The organism is Xanthomonas sp. NCPPB 1132 (assembly GCF_056629235.1).
The window spans coordinates 4,387,745-4,402,142 of sequence record NZ_CM152819.1 but is presented as its reverse complement, the minus strand read 5'-3'; the positions used below and the strand labels follow the sequence as shown (position 1 = coordinate 4,402,142).

11 protein-coding genes are annotated in these 14,398 nt (G+C 70.9%); 5 read left to right on the top strand and 6 right to left on the bottom strand.

Translation table 11 applies throughout. The features are described from left to right. The first annotated feature begins 39 nt into the window (after window positions 1–39). Window positions 40–2,454: a DUF3772 domain-containing protein gene (locus tag AC1G9L_RS18875; RefSeq protein ID WP_481069705.1), complete on the top strand. Its 2,415-nt coding sequence runs from the start codon at window positions 40–42 to the stop codon at window positions 2,452–2,454. 37 nt (window positions 2,455–2,491) lie between these two features. On the opposite strand, the gene AC1G9L_RS18870 is transcribed toward AC1G9L_RS18875, so the two are convergent. After that, the gene (locus AC1G9L_RS18870) at window positions 2,492–3,130 is read right to left on the bottom strand and encodes a TIGR02466 family protein (protein ID WP_481069704.1); all 639 of its coding nucleotides are present in this window, start codon (window positions 3,128–3,130) and stop codon (window positions 2,492–2,494) included. Window positions 3,131–3,520: 390 nt separating this feature from the next. Further along, a complete protein-coding gene (locus AC1G9L_RS18865; protein ID WP_010340957.1) occupies window positions 3,521–5,212 on the bottom strand; it encodes an ABC1 kinase family protein in 1,692 nt (563 codons plus the stop codon). A gap of 394 nt (window positions 5,213–5,606) precedes the next feature. On the opposite strand from AC1G9L_RS18865, the gene AC1G9L_RS18860 reads away from it, so the two are divergent. Beyond that, window positions 5,607–5,747, top strand: a complete 141-nt coding sequence (locus tag AC1G9L_RS18860) for a hypothetical protein (protein ID WP_481069703.1) — start codon at window positions 5,607–5,609, stop codon at window positions 5,745–5,747. 84 nt (window positions 5,748–5,831) lie between these two features. Beyond that, on the top strand, window positions 5,832–6,995 hold the full coding sequence (locus AC1G9L_RS18855) for an XAC2610-related protein (protein ID WP_481069702.1): 1,164 nt from the start codon (window positions 5,832–5,834) through the stop codon (window positions 6,993–6,995). A 361-nt stretch (window positions 6,996–7,356) separates the two neighbouring features. On the opposite strand, the gene AC1G9L_RS18850 is transcribed toward AC1G9L_RS18855, so the two are convergent. Beyond that, complete coding sequence (locus tag AC1G9L_RS18850) at window positions 7,357–8,982, bottom strand: dihydroxyacetone kinase subunit DhaK (RefSeq protein ID WP_481069701.1); 1,626 nt, start codon at window positions 8,980–8,982, stop codon at window positions 7,357–7,359. A gap of 140 nt (window positions 8,983–9,122) precedes the next feature. On the opposite strand from AC1G9L_RS18850, the gene AC1G9L_RS18845 reads away from it, so the two are divergent. Beyond that, window positions 9,123–10,019, top strand: coding sequence for a DUF808 family protein (locus AC1G9L_RS18845; RefSeq protein ID WP_019800350.1), 897 nt, complete (start codon window positions 9,123–9,125; stop codon window positions 10,017–10,019). Between the two features lie 99 nt (window positions 10,020–10,118). On the opposite strand, the gene AC1G9L_RS18840 is transcribed toward AC1G9L_RS18845, so the two are convergent. Then, window positions 10,119–11,717, bottom strand: a complete 1,599-nt coding sequence (locus AC1G9L_RS18840; RefSeq protein WP_481069700.1) for a GGDEF domain-containing protein — start codon at window positions 11,715–11,717, stop codon at window positions 10,119–10,121. A gap of 476 nt (window positions 11,718–12,193) precedes the next feature. Here AC1G9L_RS18840 and AC1G9L_RS18835 point away from each other — a divergent pair, with 476 nt between their 5' ends. Then, window positions 12,194–12,820 (top strand): ParB-like protein, encoded by a 627-nt coding sequence (locus tag AC1G9L_RS18835; protein ID WP_019801993.1) that lies wholly within the window; start codon window positions 12,194–12,196, stop codon window positions 12,818–12,820. On the opposite strand, the gene AC1G9L_RS18830 is transcribed toward AC1G9L_RS18835, so the two are convergent. Together AC1G9L_RS18830 and AC1G9L_RS18825 are read right to left on the bottom strand one after the other, a co-directional pair. After that, window positions 12,781–13,281, bottom strand: coding sequence for an MgtC/SapB family protein (locus AC1G9L_RS18830; RefSeq protein WP_019801994.1), 501 nt, complete (start codon window positions 13,279–13,281; stop codon window positions 12,781–12,783). The genes AC1G9L_RS18835 and AC1G9L_RS18830 overlap by 40 nt on opposite strands. 91 nt (window positions 13,282–13,372) lie before the next feature. After that, window positions 13,373–14,299 carry a carbohydrate kinase family protein gene (locus tag AC1G9L_RS18825; RefSeq protein ID WP_481069699.1) on the bottom strand — a complete coding sequence of 309 codons (927 nt, stop codon included), beginning with the start codon at window positions 14,297–14,299 and terminating at the stop codon, window positions 13,373–13,375. Window positions 14,300–14,398 lie beyond the last annotated feature (99 nt).

The following is a 14,398-nucleotide window of genomic DNA, read 5'->3' as shown; positions in this document are numbered from 1 at the left end:
CACGCGCGGTGGTCCGCGCTTGCCCGTGCCGGTCCCTGCGTGCGCCTGCTGCCCCGTTCCGCATCCCCGTCTTCCCTGTTGCGTTACGTCCTGCTGCTGCTGTGGCTGTGCGCGGCGGTGGCCTCTGCGCAGCCGCAGGACGCCGCCGACGCGCCGCCGGACCCGCAGACCCTGCTCGACAACGCCGCCAAGTCGCTGAAGGACGCGCGCGGCAAGGAAGTGGATGCCGGCAACCAGGCCGCCTTCCAGGACCTGGTCACGCAGGTCTCCGACGCCTCCAACGATGCGCAGACGGCCGCCGATGCGCTCTCGCAGCAGTTGGCCCAGGTCAATGCGCGTCTGCAACAGCTCGGTCCGGCCGCCACCGGCGACTCCCCCGACATCGCTGCGCAGCGCAAGGCGCTGACCAAGCAGCGCGACGCCCTGGACTCGGGCGTCAAGCGCGGCAAGCTGATGGTGGTGGAGGCACGGCAGCTGGCCGACGACATCGAACGCGCGCGCGCCGAGCATTTCAGCCAGGAGCTGTCGCTGCGCTCGCCCTCGCCGTTGTCGCCGACGCTGTGGAAGCAGATCGCCGACGACTTTCCCGACGACCAGGCCAAGTTGCTGGCGCTGTATGCGCTCGGCCAGCAGTCGCTGCAGGGCGCGCTCGCCGAACACGGCAACGGTGCGCTCGGCATCGGCATCGCCATCGCGCTGATCCTGCTGTTCCCGCTGCGCTATCTGCTGCGCTGGCTGGGCAAGCGTTACGCGGTGTCGCGCGCGCCGGGCAGCCGCCTGCGCCGCTCCGGCCTGGCGATCTGGTTCCTGCTGCTGGGGACCTTGACCCCGGGCCTGGCCGCGCTGGCCCTGGCCGAGGCCCTGCGCAGCATCGATGCGGTGCCCGAGCGCCTGGATGCGGTGCTCAATGGGTTCGTGTGGGTCAGCTTCGCCGCCGCCTTCATGGGCTCGCTCGGCGCCAGCGTGCTGCTGCCGAACCAGCCGAGCTGGCGGCTGTTCCCGATCGACGACGCCACCGCGCGGCGCCTGCGCAAGTACACCTGGGCCACCGCGGCGCTGGCCTGGCTCAGCAGCATGCTGCTGGTGATCAACCAGGCCGCGCGCACCAGCGACTCGGCCACCGTCGCCGCCGACGGGGTGATCGCGCTGGTCTACGGCGTGCTGATCCTGGCGACGTTGACCAGCCTGACGCGGCTGCGCCGGCGCCAGTACGCCGAGGCGGCGGCGCAGGCGCTGGCCAACGACCAGCCGCCGCCGCCCGGCCAGCACGGCGGGGTGCTCGCGCTGATCGGCGTGCTGGTCAAGGTCGCGGTGGTGGTGGCGCTGCTGGCGGCGCTGCTGGGCTACCTGCATCTGGGCCTGTTCATCACCCGGCAGATCATCTGGATCACCATGATCGTCGGCGCGGTGCGGCTGCTGATGACCTTCGCCGACGACTTCGCGCTGTGGCTGTTCGCCAGCGAAGGCCGCATCGGCCGCGCCGCCAACGGCGCGCTAGGGGTACGCTCGAGCAGCCTGGAGCAGGCCGGGGTGCTGACCTCGGCGCTGCTGCGGGTGGTGCTGCTGCTGATCGGCATCGGCGCCCTGCTGATGCCGTTCGGCACCAATGTCTCGATCATCTCGGACTGGTTCTCGCTGCTGTCCGACGGCATCCGTGTCAGCGACAAGGTAGTGCTGTACCCGGGCGCGATCGCGCGCTCCGTGCTGGTGCTGCTTCTCGGCCTGGGCGTCATGCAGTACCTGCATCGCTGGCTGACCCAGACCTATCTGCCCAAGACTGAACTGGACGACGGCTCGCGCAACTCGATCAGCACCGTCGCGCGCTACGTCGGCATCATCCTGGCGGCGTTGTGGGCGCTGGCCGCGCTGGGCATCGGCCTGGAGCGGATCGCGCTGGTGGTCAGCGCGCTGTCGGTCGGTATCGGCTTCGGCCTGCAGTCGATCACCCAGAACTTCGTGTCCGGCCTGATCCTGCTCGCCGAGCGTCCGGTCAAGATCGGCGACTGGATCAAGATCGGCGACCAGGAAGGCGACGTGCGCCGGATCAGCGTGCGCGCCACCGAGATCCAGGTCGGCGACCGCTCCACCCTGATCGTGCCGAACTCCGAACTGATCACCAAGACCCTGCGCAACATGACCCTGGCCGGGCCGCTGGGGCGGGTGCAGATCCAGTTCGCGGTGTCGCTGGGCACCGACGTGGTCAAGCTGCGCGCCATCCTGCTGGAACTGTACGCGGCGCATCAGGGCGTGCTGGACGACCCGGCGCCGTCGGTATTCATCGACTCCATCGCCAATGGCCACGTGACCCTCAACAGCTTCGCCTACGTCGCCTCGCCGCGCCTGACCTACGGCACCCGCAGCGAACTGTTCTTCGCTCTGCTGCAGCGCCTGGCCGAGGAGGGCATCGCGCTGGAGTCGCCGCAGGAAGTGCGGCTGCTGCGCAAGGAGCCGTAGGCGCGGTCGGCGATGGAAGAATCGCGGCTGCGTTCGCTCAGGCGCTGAAATTGAATGCGACGGAGATGCGCGGCCGCGAACCGGTAAACGCGGTGACCGAGTGCAGCAGCCAGGAGGGGAACATGACCAGCGTGCCGCTCTCGGCAGCGATGGAGGTGGTCAACCCCGCGCTCAGGCAGCCTGCGACGCGAATCTTGAGTTCCGGGTTGTACAACGAGGGCATGACCCCTCTCGGGTCGAGAAACTGCAGGTCTCCGCCCGCTTCCTGGCCGTCGTCGCGACCATCGTCCACCCAGTAGACGCCCGACCAGAACGCGCCGGGATGCGCGTGTTGCGCGTTGGAATCGCCGGCGTTGTTGATGTTCGCCCACGCGTTGATCTTCCACTCGAACTCGGGCACCACCAGGCCGTACTCGGGGTGGTAGACGGCAGTCAACGCGTAGGCCAGTTCCGTGGCGTACGCGGTCAGTGCCATGGCGCCTTCGCCGTCCCAGGTGTTGAAGTCCGGACTGGACTGCCATCCCCCGGAATTGCTGTGGCGCACGCCGGTCGGGTCTTCGGCCCTGTGCCGCGCGATTTCCTCCTTCAGCACGTCATTGAGCCGGTTCGCCGCCGGATACGCGATCTGCGCCAGCGGCGTGGCGAACAACCGATGTATCGCGATCTGCTCGGGCACGATCCGCTGAGGAGCGACGCGGTTCGGAGGGAGTGACATGCGCGGCGTTTCTGCTCTCTACGGGACGGTTTCGATGCGTGGCCACTGCGGTCTCGCTGGCGCGCATGGCGCGGGAAATGGCGTTCGGCAGGTGGCCGGCATCACTCTAGCGGCGCGGTTGCCGGGGCGTATGTCACGCGGTGTCATACAGGGCGTCCCCGGTTACCCTGCGGGTGCGGCAACAAGAACGGGAGCGCATGGCATGCCCAGGCCCGTGCCACCGCGTTAGCGGCGTGCATGCGCAGGGGCGGCGCGCAGCGTGGCAGCACCCGATCGCGGTCTGTAGCGGCACGTCGTGCCGACCGGCATGTCCCAACCCGGCGCGCCGCTACCGGGCATCGCCGAGACGGCCTAGCGCCGTCCGCGCTCTTCGCGCGCGTGCGCGCGCCGGTCGAACAGCACCGCGCTGACCACGATGCCCAGCCCCAGCACCACGCCCAGCAGGAACAGCACCATCGCGATCGCCGGGTAGCCGAACAGCTTGCTGCCGGTGTCGATGCGCATCATCTGCGTGGAGGCCAGGATCAGCGCGGCGGTGACGATGCCGGCGGCGACGCGGTTGGCGATCTTCTGCAGGCTCTCCATCAGCCGCGATTCCTCCAGCCCGGCCACGCGCACCTGCAGGCGGTTCTCCGCGGCCAGGGTGAGGATGTCGGAGATGCGGCGCGGGCCCTCGCGCAGCAGCGCCTGCAGTTCCATCGCCTCGCTGGCCAGGTTGGCCGCCGACAGCGACTTCTTCAGCCGCGCGCGCATCACGTGCTGCAACTGGTCCTCGACCACCACGCGGGTGTCCAGGTGCGGCGACAGCGCGCGGCACACCGCTTCCAGGTTGAGCAGGGTCTTGCCGAGCAGGCTCAGCTCCGGCGGCGTGCGCAGCCCGTAGGCGGTGGCGATGCGCACCAGGTCCAGCACCACCCGGCCTTCGGACATGGCGTCGTGCGCGGCGTAGCGGGCGATCATCTGCCCGGTCTCGCGCTGGTAGCGCTCCTCGTCGAAATCCTCCAGGCGCGTGCTCAGCGCGATGGTTTCCTCGGCCACTTCCTCGCCGCGGCCGTCGACCGCGGCGAACAGCAGCTTGAGCAGGCGCTCGCGCAGCTTCGGCGGCACGTGCGCGACCATGCCCAGGTCGAAGATCGCCAGGCGCCCGTCGGCGAGCACGCGCAGGTTGCCCGGATGCGGATCAGCATGGATCTCGCCGTGCACGAACATCTGGTCCAGGTAGCCGCGCACCAGCGCCGCGGCCAGGTCGTCCATCGGCTGCTCGGTGCGGCGCAGCCCGGAGATCTTGTCCACGCGCACGCCTTCGGCCAGCTGCATGGTCAGCACGCGGCGGCTGCACAGGTCCCACACCGGCTGCGGCACCCACAGCTGCGGGAACGGCCGCAGGTGCTCGCCGAAGCGCGCCAGGTTCTCGGCCTCGGCCTCGTAGTTCAGTTCGGCCAGCAGTGCCTTGCCGAATTCGGCCAGCCAGTCGGCGAAGCGGATGCGCCGGCCCAGCCCGGTCAGCTTGTCGGCGGCGCTGGCGAAGCTGCGCAGCACCTCCAGGTCCGCGCGCACCTGTGCGGCGACCTCGGGCTTCTGCACCTTGATCGCCACCGGGGTGCCGTCGCGCAGCGCGGCGCGGTGTACCTGCGCCAGCGAGGCGCTGCCCAGTGGGGTGTCGTCGAAGGCGGAGAAGGCCTTGTTGATGCCGACGCCGAGCTCGGCCTCGACGATCTCACGGATGCGTTCGCTCGGAATCGGCGTGGTGTTCTCCTGCATCCGCTCCAGGGCGGTGGCGAACTCCGGCGGCACCACGTCCGGACGCGTGGACAGCATCTGCCCAAGCTTGACGAAGGTCGGGCCCAGCGCCTCCAGGTCGGTGACGAACTGTTCCGGCGTGCCTTCCGGCGGCAGCTCGTGCTCGCCCTGGGCGGTCTCCATGTCCATGCCGGAAAACACCCCGGAGCTGCGGTAGCGCAGCAGCAGGCGCAGGATCTGGGTACGGCGGCTGAGGCCGCCGATCACGTGCGGCGTGGCCGCAGCGTCGGGCGTCGCGCTCAAGGTGGGCTCCGGGCAGGCGAAAGGCTGCGACGAGTGTGGCCACGGCCGGGTCGTCGCGCAGTGAATCCCGCGCGGGGTCGGGCCCGGTGCCGGGGATTGCGGGCGCCAGGCTGCGTTGCCGTGGCGGCGCGCTGCCGGCAACAGGCTCGCCGGGACCGCGGTTTGGCCAACCGGCTTGTGCCGATGGTCGGGCGACGTGCCCGCCGCGTATGCTGCCGCGCAACGCGGGTCAGAGAGCAGCGCGCAGTGCGGCAGGACGAGTGGCGATGATGGTAAAGAGGGTGGGACGCAGCGGACGCTCCCGGTGCGGCGACGGAGCGCGGGTGGCACCCGCGCCGCGACGCGCTGCGCCGTGCGTTGCGCAATCGTACCTGGTCGGCCGGGTGCTCGGCCGTTGAGCGGACGTCGGCTCGCGCTGTTGGCGGCTGGGGTGATCGTGGTGCTGCTCGTGGTGGCCTGGCTGGGCGAGGACGGCGGCGGCATCGCCACCGAGGCGCGCACGGCGCTGCGGGCGCTGGCACGCGCGCTATTCTGACGCGCCGCCGTCCGCTCGCCTCTGGCCGGCCGCCACGGCCGGCCTTACCCTTGGCCTCCGCTGCCAGCCGCCAGGAACACCACCATGTCCTCCATCGTCTCGCATGCCGTTGGCCATGCCCGTGTGCTGTCGACGCGTGCACGCCTGGCTTTGCTGCTCGTGCTGCTGTCGTCGACCGCGACCGCGACCGCCGCGACGCAGACCCAGCAGTATGCCGGCGACGACTTCGATGCCAAGGCCTTCGCCGCCAGCACGCACCGCCGTTACGACCTGCAGGACTTCTCCGATCGCTACCGCGCCACGTTGGAGATCGAGGACAGCGGCGAGGTGTTCCGTCCCGGCATCGTGCGCGTGTTCGCCCGCGGCAACGCCACGCCGCTGCTCGAGGTGGCCTCCCCGGAGCTGGTGCTGGACACCGATGCGAAGAGCGGCAAGGTCAAGGCCAACGTGCACGAACTGCCGTACGGCGAGCAGAGCGTGCTGATCTACGACGATTTCAATTTCGACGGGATCAAGGACCTGGCGGTGATGGACGGCCAGAACAGCTGCTATCACGGCCCCTCCTACCAGGTGTACCTGGGTACCGCCGACGGCTTCGAGGCCGATGCGGACTTCACCGAGCTGGCGCAGAGCAACTGCGGCCTGTTCGAGGTGGATGCGCAGGCGCGCGAGCTCCACACCATGACCAAGGACGGCTGCTGCTGGCACCAGTTCGCGCCGTACTCGATCCGCGATGGTGAGCCGCTGCTGGAGCGCGAAGTGGTCGAGGATGCGCGCGGCGACGGGCCGGGACTGGCGCAGGAGACCGTGTATCGCGACCGTGGCGGCAAGCGCGTGCCCGACATGCACTACCTGTGGGACGAGGAAGGCGAGCCGGCGGTAGGCCAGCGCAAGATCCTGCTCGAGTTCCGTCTGGCGCCGGCCGGCAAGCGCATCGTGGTGTTCGCCAACGTCGGCGACGGCGCAAGCGGCACGCCGTACTACGCGGCGCTCGGTGCGCAGCAGAGGGTGGATCTGCTGTATCCGGACGCGCAGGGCGAGGCGATGGACTACGACGCCGACCGCCATCTGCTCAGCTTCGCGCGTGGCGACACCACCTATCGCATCGTCGGTAATGCGCAGGGCGTGCCGCAGCGCATGGAGGTGGTGGCGCGCGGCAAGACCCAGCCGCTGGCGCTGCAGCCCGGCTCGGTGCATGGCTCGCTGCAGGCGGTGGCGCAGGTGCTGGAGGCGGCGTCGGCGGAGTAGTGGGGTGACAAAGTGATCCGGCCTTGCAGCAGTCGGGACTGAAGTCCCTCCCACAGTGCGCTCGGACAGCCCATTGCAGCCGCGATGGCGCCCTCTGTAGGAGCGGCTTCAGCCGCGACCGGCGTTATCGGTGAATCCTGTCGCGGCTGAAGCCGCTCCTACAACGTGGGAGGGCACGGCTGCCGATCTCTGGTGGCATTGCATGCGGAGTTGCCTACGTGTGCGGCGACAACGTCATGCATGCCGCGTGCTTGCTTGTCGTAGGAGCGGCTTCAGCCGCGACCGGCGTTCCCGAACACGCCTGCCACCTCGATTGACCCATACCTGCCTCGCGCCGCATCGACCGACCCGACCGGCTGCTTCACCGCCACGCCGCGAATGCCCGCGCCACCGCTTCGGCACCGGGGTCGATCACGCCACGCAAGGCATCCGCCGGCACCGCGGCGGCGCGACCGGCGCCGGCGCGGATGAGCTGCGCGGTGGCATCGGCACCCGCGCGCGCGGCGTGCGCGGCGGCGTCCACGCCCGTGCCCTGCGCCAGGGCGTCCAGCGCCGGCAGCAGCGCATCGAGCAGGGTGCGGTCGCCGCGTTGCGCGCCGCCGTAGTGCTGCATCCGCGCCACGCCGGCCTGCAGCGCCTGCACCCAGTCGCGTCCCTCCGCCAGAGCACCGGCGGCGGTGGTGAACAGGATCGACAGCAGTACGCCGCTGGAGCCGCCCATGCTGTGTTCGATCGTCGCCGCCAGGCCGCGCGCCAGTGCGGCGGCGTCGCCGGTGGCCAGCGCATCGGTGTCCAGCGCCTGCCGCAGGGCGCGCGCGCCGGCGGCGAAGGTGCTGCCGGCGTCGCCATCGCCGCTGCGTGCGTCCAGCGCGTCCAGCTCGGCCTGCGCGGCGATCAGGGCTTGCGCCACCCGGCCCAGGGCCGCTGCGCACTGCGCATCGCGCGCGCCATCGCGGTGGCTGTCGTCGCGCTTCAGTGCCGGCGCAAAGGTCTGCACTGCATGCGGCACACGCACGCCGGGCCAGCCCAGGGTCTGCACCGGCGCCTGCAGCGCGGTGAGCACGTCGGCGTCGGCCGGGGCGAGGGTGATCGAGAAGCCGTGCATGTCCATCGAGGTCATCAGCGCTGCCGGCACCGGCATCAGCGCCACCCGCTCGACGCCGATGCGCTGCAACGCCAGCCGCGTCAGCACGCCCAGTTCCTGCGTCGAGCAGCCGCCGAGGTCGTTGAGCATCAGCACCAGCGGCGCGTCGGCGCCCAGGCGGGCATCGGCCTGCGCCAGCAGCGGGTCCAGCACCAGCGCCAACGCCTCTTCCACCGTGCCGGGCTGCACCGGCCGCGCGCCCGGCTCGTTGTGGATGCCCAGGCCCAGTTCCGGCGCGCGGCGGCCGGCCCGCTGGCCCGGCACGCTGCAACTGGACAAGGCCATGCCCAGCGACAGCAGGCGATCGGCGAAGGCCTGGCCGCGCTGCGCCAGGTCGGCCAGCGGCACGCCCTCGCGTGCCAGGTGGCCCACGTACTTGTGCACCAGCACCGTGCCGGCAATGCCGCGCGGCTGCGCGGCGTTGGGCAAGGCGATGTCGTCGGCGACCAGCACGCTGGCCACGGCGATGCCCTCGGCGCGGGCGCGCTCGGCGGCCAGGCCGAAATTGAGCCGGTCGCCGGTGTAGTTCTTGATCACCAGCAGTACGCCGGGCGCGTCGGCGCAGGCGCGGATCGCCGCCAGCACCGCCTCCACCCCGGGCGAGGCGAACAGGTCGCCGGCGATGGCGCCGCTGAGCATGCCCGGGCCGACGAAGCCGGCATGCGCCGGCTCGTGCCCGGCGCCGCCGCCGGACAGCACCGCGACCTGGCGCGGATCGCGCGCTGCCTGCAGCACGATGCGGGTGCCGCTGTCGGTCTCGGACAGCCGCAGCGGTTGCAGCATGGCCGCGGCCGCGAGCACGTCGTCGACGATGGCGCGGGGGGCGGTGAGGAACTGGTCCATTCGGGTCTCCTTCGCGGGCAATGCGGGCCTGCCGCGCACGGTAGCCGAGCCGGCGTTATGCGCGGCTGAGGCGGCACCGCTCACGCACGTGGCCGGCGGAATCGGCGAGAATCGCCGCTCATCCCGAATGGAATCCCCGCATGGCCGGCGCCAGCCTGTTCACCCTGCTCGACGACATCGCCACCCTGCTCGACGACGTGTCGCTGTTGACCAAGGTCGCGGCCAAGAAGACCGCCGGCGTGCTCGGCGACGACCTGGCGCTGAACGCGCAGCAGGTGACCGGGGTGAACGCCGACCGCGAACTGCCGGTGGTGTGGGCGGTGGCCAAGGGCTCGCTGCTGAACAAGGCGATCCTGGTGCCGGCGGCGCTGGCGATCAGCGCCTGGCTGCCGTGGGCGATCACCCCGCTGATGATGATCGGCGGCGCCTTCCTGTGCTTCGAGGGCGTGGAGAAGCTGGCGCACCGTTTCCTGCATTCGAAGGAAGAGGACGCGGCACGTCACGCGCAGCAGGTGCAGGCGCTGGCCGACCAGCAGGTGGACGTGGTGGCGCTGGAGAAGGACAAGGTCAAGGGCGCGATCCGCACCGACTTCATCCTTTCGGCCGAAATCATCGTGCTGTCGCTGGGCGTGGTCGCCGGCGTGCCGTTCGTGCAGCAGCTCGCGGTGCTGGTGGCGATCGCGCTGGCGATGACCGCCGGCGTCTACGGGCTGGTCGCCGGCATCGTCAAGCTCGACGACCTGGGCTTGTACCTGAGCCGCAAGGGCGCCGCCGCCGCGACGGTCGGCCGCGGCATCCTGTGGCTGGCGCCGTGGCTGATGCGCACGCTGTCGGTCGCCGGCACCGCGGCGATGTTCCTGGTCGGCGGCGGCATCCTGGTGCACAGCATCGGCCCGCTGCATCACGCCTTGCAGGGCATCGCCCCGAGCGGCGGTTTGGGCAGCCTGGTGCTTGCGCTGGGCAACGCCTTGGTGGGAATCGTGGCCGGCGCCTTGGTGCTGGCGGTGGTGTTAGGGATCAAGAAGGTGCGGGAATAGGGATTCGAGATTCGAGATTCGTAACAGCGGTGCGCATTCCCGCTTTTGCGCATCCCCAATCCCGACTCCCCAATCCCGCGCCGGCCACGCCGGCGCCAGCTAGTCTGCCGATACCACCCGATTCTTGCCGGCCTTCTTGGCCTCGTACAGCGCACGGTCGGCGCGGCGGATCAGCGCGTCCTGCGCTTCGCCGGGCTGGCGCAGCGCCACGCCGGCGCTGAAGCTGACGAACACCCGCTGGTCTTCGTGCACCACCGCGCGCTGGGCCAGCGCGCGCTGCACGCGGGTCACCGCCGCACTGGCCTCGAAGATCGTGCAGTCCGGCATCAGCAGCACGAATTCCTCGCCGCCGAAGCGGGCGATGGCATCGCTGGCGCGCAAGGTGGTGCGCGCCACTTCCACCAGGTGGCGCAGGGCGCTGTCGCCGCCGGGGTGGCCAAAGGTTTCGTTGAGCTTGCGGAAATCGTCCAGGTCCAGCATCGCCACGCACAGCGGCTGCGCGCTGCGTTCGGTACGCACCAGCTCGCGCGCGAACAGGTCCTCCAGCCCACGGCGGTTGAGCGCGCCGGTGAGCTGGTCGACCCGCACCAGGCCGCTGACGTCCTGCAGTTCCTGCTCCAGGCGCAGGATGCGCTGCTCCGCCGCCTCCACCTCCTGGCGTGCGGCGATCAGGTGATCGCGCGCGCGCAGCGCCTGCTCCTGCACGTGGCTGGTGTCCTGCAGCACTTCCTGCAGCAGGCGGTTGAGGTCGGCGATGCTGCGCGCGTCGCGGATGGTCTGCGAGTAGTCGGCGATGCGGTCGTGGAATTCGCCGGTGCTGGCGGCCATGCCGTCCAGGTCCGCGACGAAGGTCAGCATCAGGTCCTTCATCGCCTCCTTGGATTCGGCGATGCCCTGCTTGAGCAGGCCCTGCTTGTAGATCACCTCGCGCAGGCTGCCGCGCGCCTCCTCGATCGAGTAGCGGTCCAGCGGCCCGGCGATCAGGTCGCGCACCACCGCGATCTGGCCCTGCAGCCAGCTGGTGTCGTCGAGCAGTTCGCCGACGTTCTCCAGCAGCAGGTCGAACAGGCTCAGCAACAGCGCCTGCTGCTCCTGGCCGTCGTTGGCGCGCAACGCGATCTGGTGGCACAGCTCGCGCACCTGCTGCGCCACCGGCTCCAGCGGTTGCCCGGGGCGCCACTGGCGCAGCGCCTCGCCGCTGGCCTCGGCCTCGCCGGCCAGTTCGGGCAGGGTGTGCAGCAGTGCCGCCAGCGCGCCGGCCACGGTCTGCCGCAGCAGGTCGCGCAGGCGCTCGCTGTCGCTGGGCCCGGCCAGCGGGTCGTCGACGTCGATGGTGCGGATGTACTTGTCGATCAGCTGGCGCAGTGCGCGGCCATAGCTGGGCCAGTCGCCGCTGCTCGCCGCCGATTGCAGGCGCCGGCCCATGTCGCCCAGTTCGCCGTGCAGCGCGGCCATGCCGTCGGCGAAGGCGCCGAGCAGGCCCAGTGGCTCGTGCGCCTGCTGGAACAGGCGGATCAGCGCGGCCGTGGCGGCGGCCGGGTCGGTCGCCGCCTCTGCAGGCGGCGCCGCGTGGCCGTGCTTGTGCCCGTGGCCCTGCGCGCGGGCCGGCAGCGTCGCGGTCGCCGCCGGATCGCGCCGACGCGGCGACAGCAGCTTGCGCAGTCCGCTGATCGGCGGCTCGTCGCGTTGGTCCGACATGCCAGCCGGCTCCTCCCCAGGTCAATGCGCCGCCCATGCTGGCGCTCAGGATCTGGATATCGGCGCCGGCGGCGCGCGCTTGAGCGGGCGGGCGGTGGGTCTGTGAAGAGGATTCCATGGCGGCCGTACCCTCACCCCCGGCCCTCTCCCTGAGGGAGAGGGGAGTGGCGTGGCCGGCGGCGGAACTCGTGAGCACGGCGGCCCTTCCCTTCTCCCTTCGGGACCATGGCCCCCTTTTCGGGGGAAGGTGCCCCGAAGGGGCGAATGAGGGTTGGGGCGCTAGGGAGGTGTCTGGGGGACGAGGTTCCCTAGCCGTCGCACCCTCACCCCCAACCCCTCTCCCGGAGGGAGAGGGGAGCAACACCTGGCTTCCGAAAGATCGGGCGTGCCACGGCGCTGTGCAGAACGCGCACGACGCTGGCACTCTGTCGGCCGCGCCTGCCGCGGCGCGCCCACCACCTCCACGGAGACTGCGCATGGCCGATTCCCGCGAACCCCTGCTGCACCCGGTCCCGATCCTGTCCCTGCGGCCCACGCAGATGACCGTGGGCATGCGCGAGGTCAAGGAGAAGCGTAGGCGCTGGCGTGCGCATGCGTCCAAGCACAAGCAGGCCGAGCTGCTCGGCACGCACATGATCCCGGTGGTGCTGGGGCCGGACGGCAAGTACTACGTGGTTGATCACCACCACCTGGCGCGGGCGCTGCACGACGAAGGGGTGAAGGACATCCTGGTCACGGTGATCGCCGACCTCAGCGTGGTCGACAAGGGCGCGCTGTGGAGCGTGCTGGATCATCGCCGCTGCGCCTATCCCTACGACGCCAAGGGCGAGCGCCGCCCGTTCAAGGACATGCCGACGTCGATCGCCGACCTGAAGGACGATCCCTACCGCAGCCTGGCCGGGGAGGTGCGGCGCGCGGGCGGCTACGCCAAGGACACCACGCCGTTCAGCGAATTCCTGTGGGCCGACCTGTTCCGCCGCCGGCTGCGGCGCCGCGACATCAAGGAGGATTTCGCCCGCGCCGTGGAAACCGCGCTCGCGCTGGCCAAGAGCAGGGACGCGAGCTACTTGCCCGGCTGGTGCGGGCCCTTGTCCGACGACTGATCCGGCGGGGTGTCATGCGCCGGCCTGCCGCCCAGGAGCGCGTGCAAGGCGCGTTCGACGCGCCCGCCGAACAGCAGGATGACGAAGGCGATGACCAGCGACACCGCCACGATCTGCCACTGGCCGGCGCCGCACATGATGCCGACGCAGGCGGTGAGCCAGACGCAGGCAGCGCTGGTCAGGCCGTGGACCCGCACGTGCTTCTCGACGTGATAGATGACGCCGGCACCGAGGAAGCCGATGCCGGTCAGGATGCCCTGGATGACGCGGCTGCCGGCGTCGGTGAAGCCGCCCTTGCCGAGCGGGTCGGCCAACAGCACCACCATCGCAGTGGCCAGGCCGACCAGGCCCAGCGTGCGGATGCCGATCGGCTTGCCATGCAGGTCGCGGTTCAACCCGATAGCCGCGCCTGCAAGCGCAGCGATGCCCAGGCGCACGGCGATGTCGGACAGCTCGATCAAGGCAGGTCTCCTGGTGGATGCGGCGGGGTGGACGGCCGGCTCATCTTAGGCAACTCGGCCGCGCGCGCTGCGTGCACATTGTCGGCCGACGTCAGAGCGCGGCGCGGACCTCGTCCAGACGGGGCGGGTTGGCGCCGGCGCGGGTGCAGTTGATCGCCGCGGCGGCCACGCAGAACTGCAGCAGGCGTTCCAGCGCGGCGGGCTCGCTGCCCAGCGCCGCCAGCGCGGCCGGATTGGGCAACTGCTGCAGCAGCGCCGCCTGGAAGCTGTCGCCAGCGCCGACGGTGTCGGCCACCTGCACCACGCGGCCGGGCACGCGCGCCTCGCTGTCGCCGCGCCAGGCCACCGCGCCGTCGCTGCCCAGGGTCATCACCACCAGCGACGGGCCCTGCTGCAGCCAGCTGCGGGCGACGGCGAACGGATCCTGCTGCGGATACAGCAGCTCGATGTCCTCCTGGCTGACCTTGACCACGTGCGCCAGCGCGATCCAGCGCGCCAGCCGCGCGCGCCACACCGCCATGTCCGGCTCCACCGTCGGCCGCACGTTCGGGTCCAGCGAGATCAGCCGCTGCCCGCGCTCGCGTTCGGCCAGCGCCTGGAAGGTGCTGGCGGTGGTCTCGGCGACGAGGGTGTAGGAGCCGAAATGCAGGCCGCCGACGCGCGCGTCCAGCGCCGGCAGGTCGGCCTCGGTCAGCGCGCGATCGGCGCAGCCGGTGCCGTAGAAGGCATAGTTGGGCACGCCGCTCGCGTCCAGCGCGACCATCACCAGGGTGGTCGCCTCGCGCTTGTCGATGCAGTAGTCCAGGGCCACGCCTTCGCCTTCGAGGGTGGCGCGCAGCTGGCGGCCGAGCGGATCGGTGGACAGGCCGGTGAACAGCGCCGACGGCGCGCCCAGGCGGGCCAGGCCGATCGCCACGTTGAACGGCGAACCGCCCTGGCGCGCGGTCATCGCGACCGAGGTGCCGGCGTAGCCGTCGATGAAGATGTCGTACAAGGCCTCTCCGCACACCACGAACATCGAACCGCTCCTCGTCAGGTTGCAGCGCGCCGGCCGGCGCGATGGGGCGGCTATTGTGGCGTACCTGCTGCGGCGCGGCGACCGTGGGTGGCGGGTTGC

What these genes read in the sequence shown, in the direction of transcription:
- AC1G9L_RS18855 (WP_481069702.1), top strand. Translation starts at nt 5,832, where the DNA reads ATGTCCTCCATCGTCTCGCATGCCGTTGGCCATGCCCGTGTGCTGTCG.
- AC1G9L_RS18850 (WP_481069701.1), bottom strand. Translation starts at nt 8,982, where the DNA reads ATGGACCAGTTCCTCACCGCCCCCCGCGCCATCGTCGACGACGTGCTC.
- AC1G9L_RS18845 (WP_019800350.1), top strand. Translation starts at nt 9,123, where the DNA reads ATGGCCGGCGCCAGCCTGTTCACCCTGCTCGACGACATCGCCACCCTG.
- AC1G9L_RS18840 (WP_481069700.1), bottom strand. Translation starts at nt 11,717, where the DNA reads ATGTCGGACCAACGCGACGAGCCGCCGATCAGCGGACTGCGCAAGCTG.
- AC1G9L_RS18835 (WP_019801993.1), top strand. Translation starts at nt 12,194, where the DNA reads ATGGCCGATTCCCGCGAACCCCTGCTGCACCCGGTCCCGATCCTGTCC.
- AC1G9L_RS18825 (WP_481069699.1), bottom strand. Translation starts at nt 14,299, where the DNA reads ATGTTCGTGGTGTGCGGAGAGGCCTTGTACGACATCTTCATCGACGGC.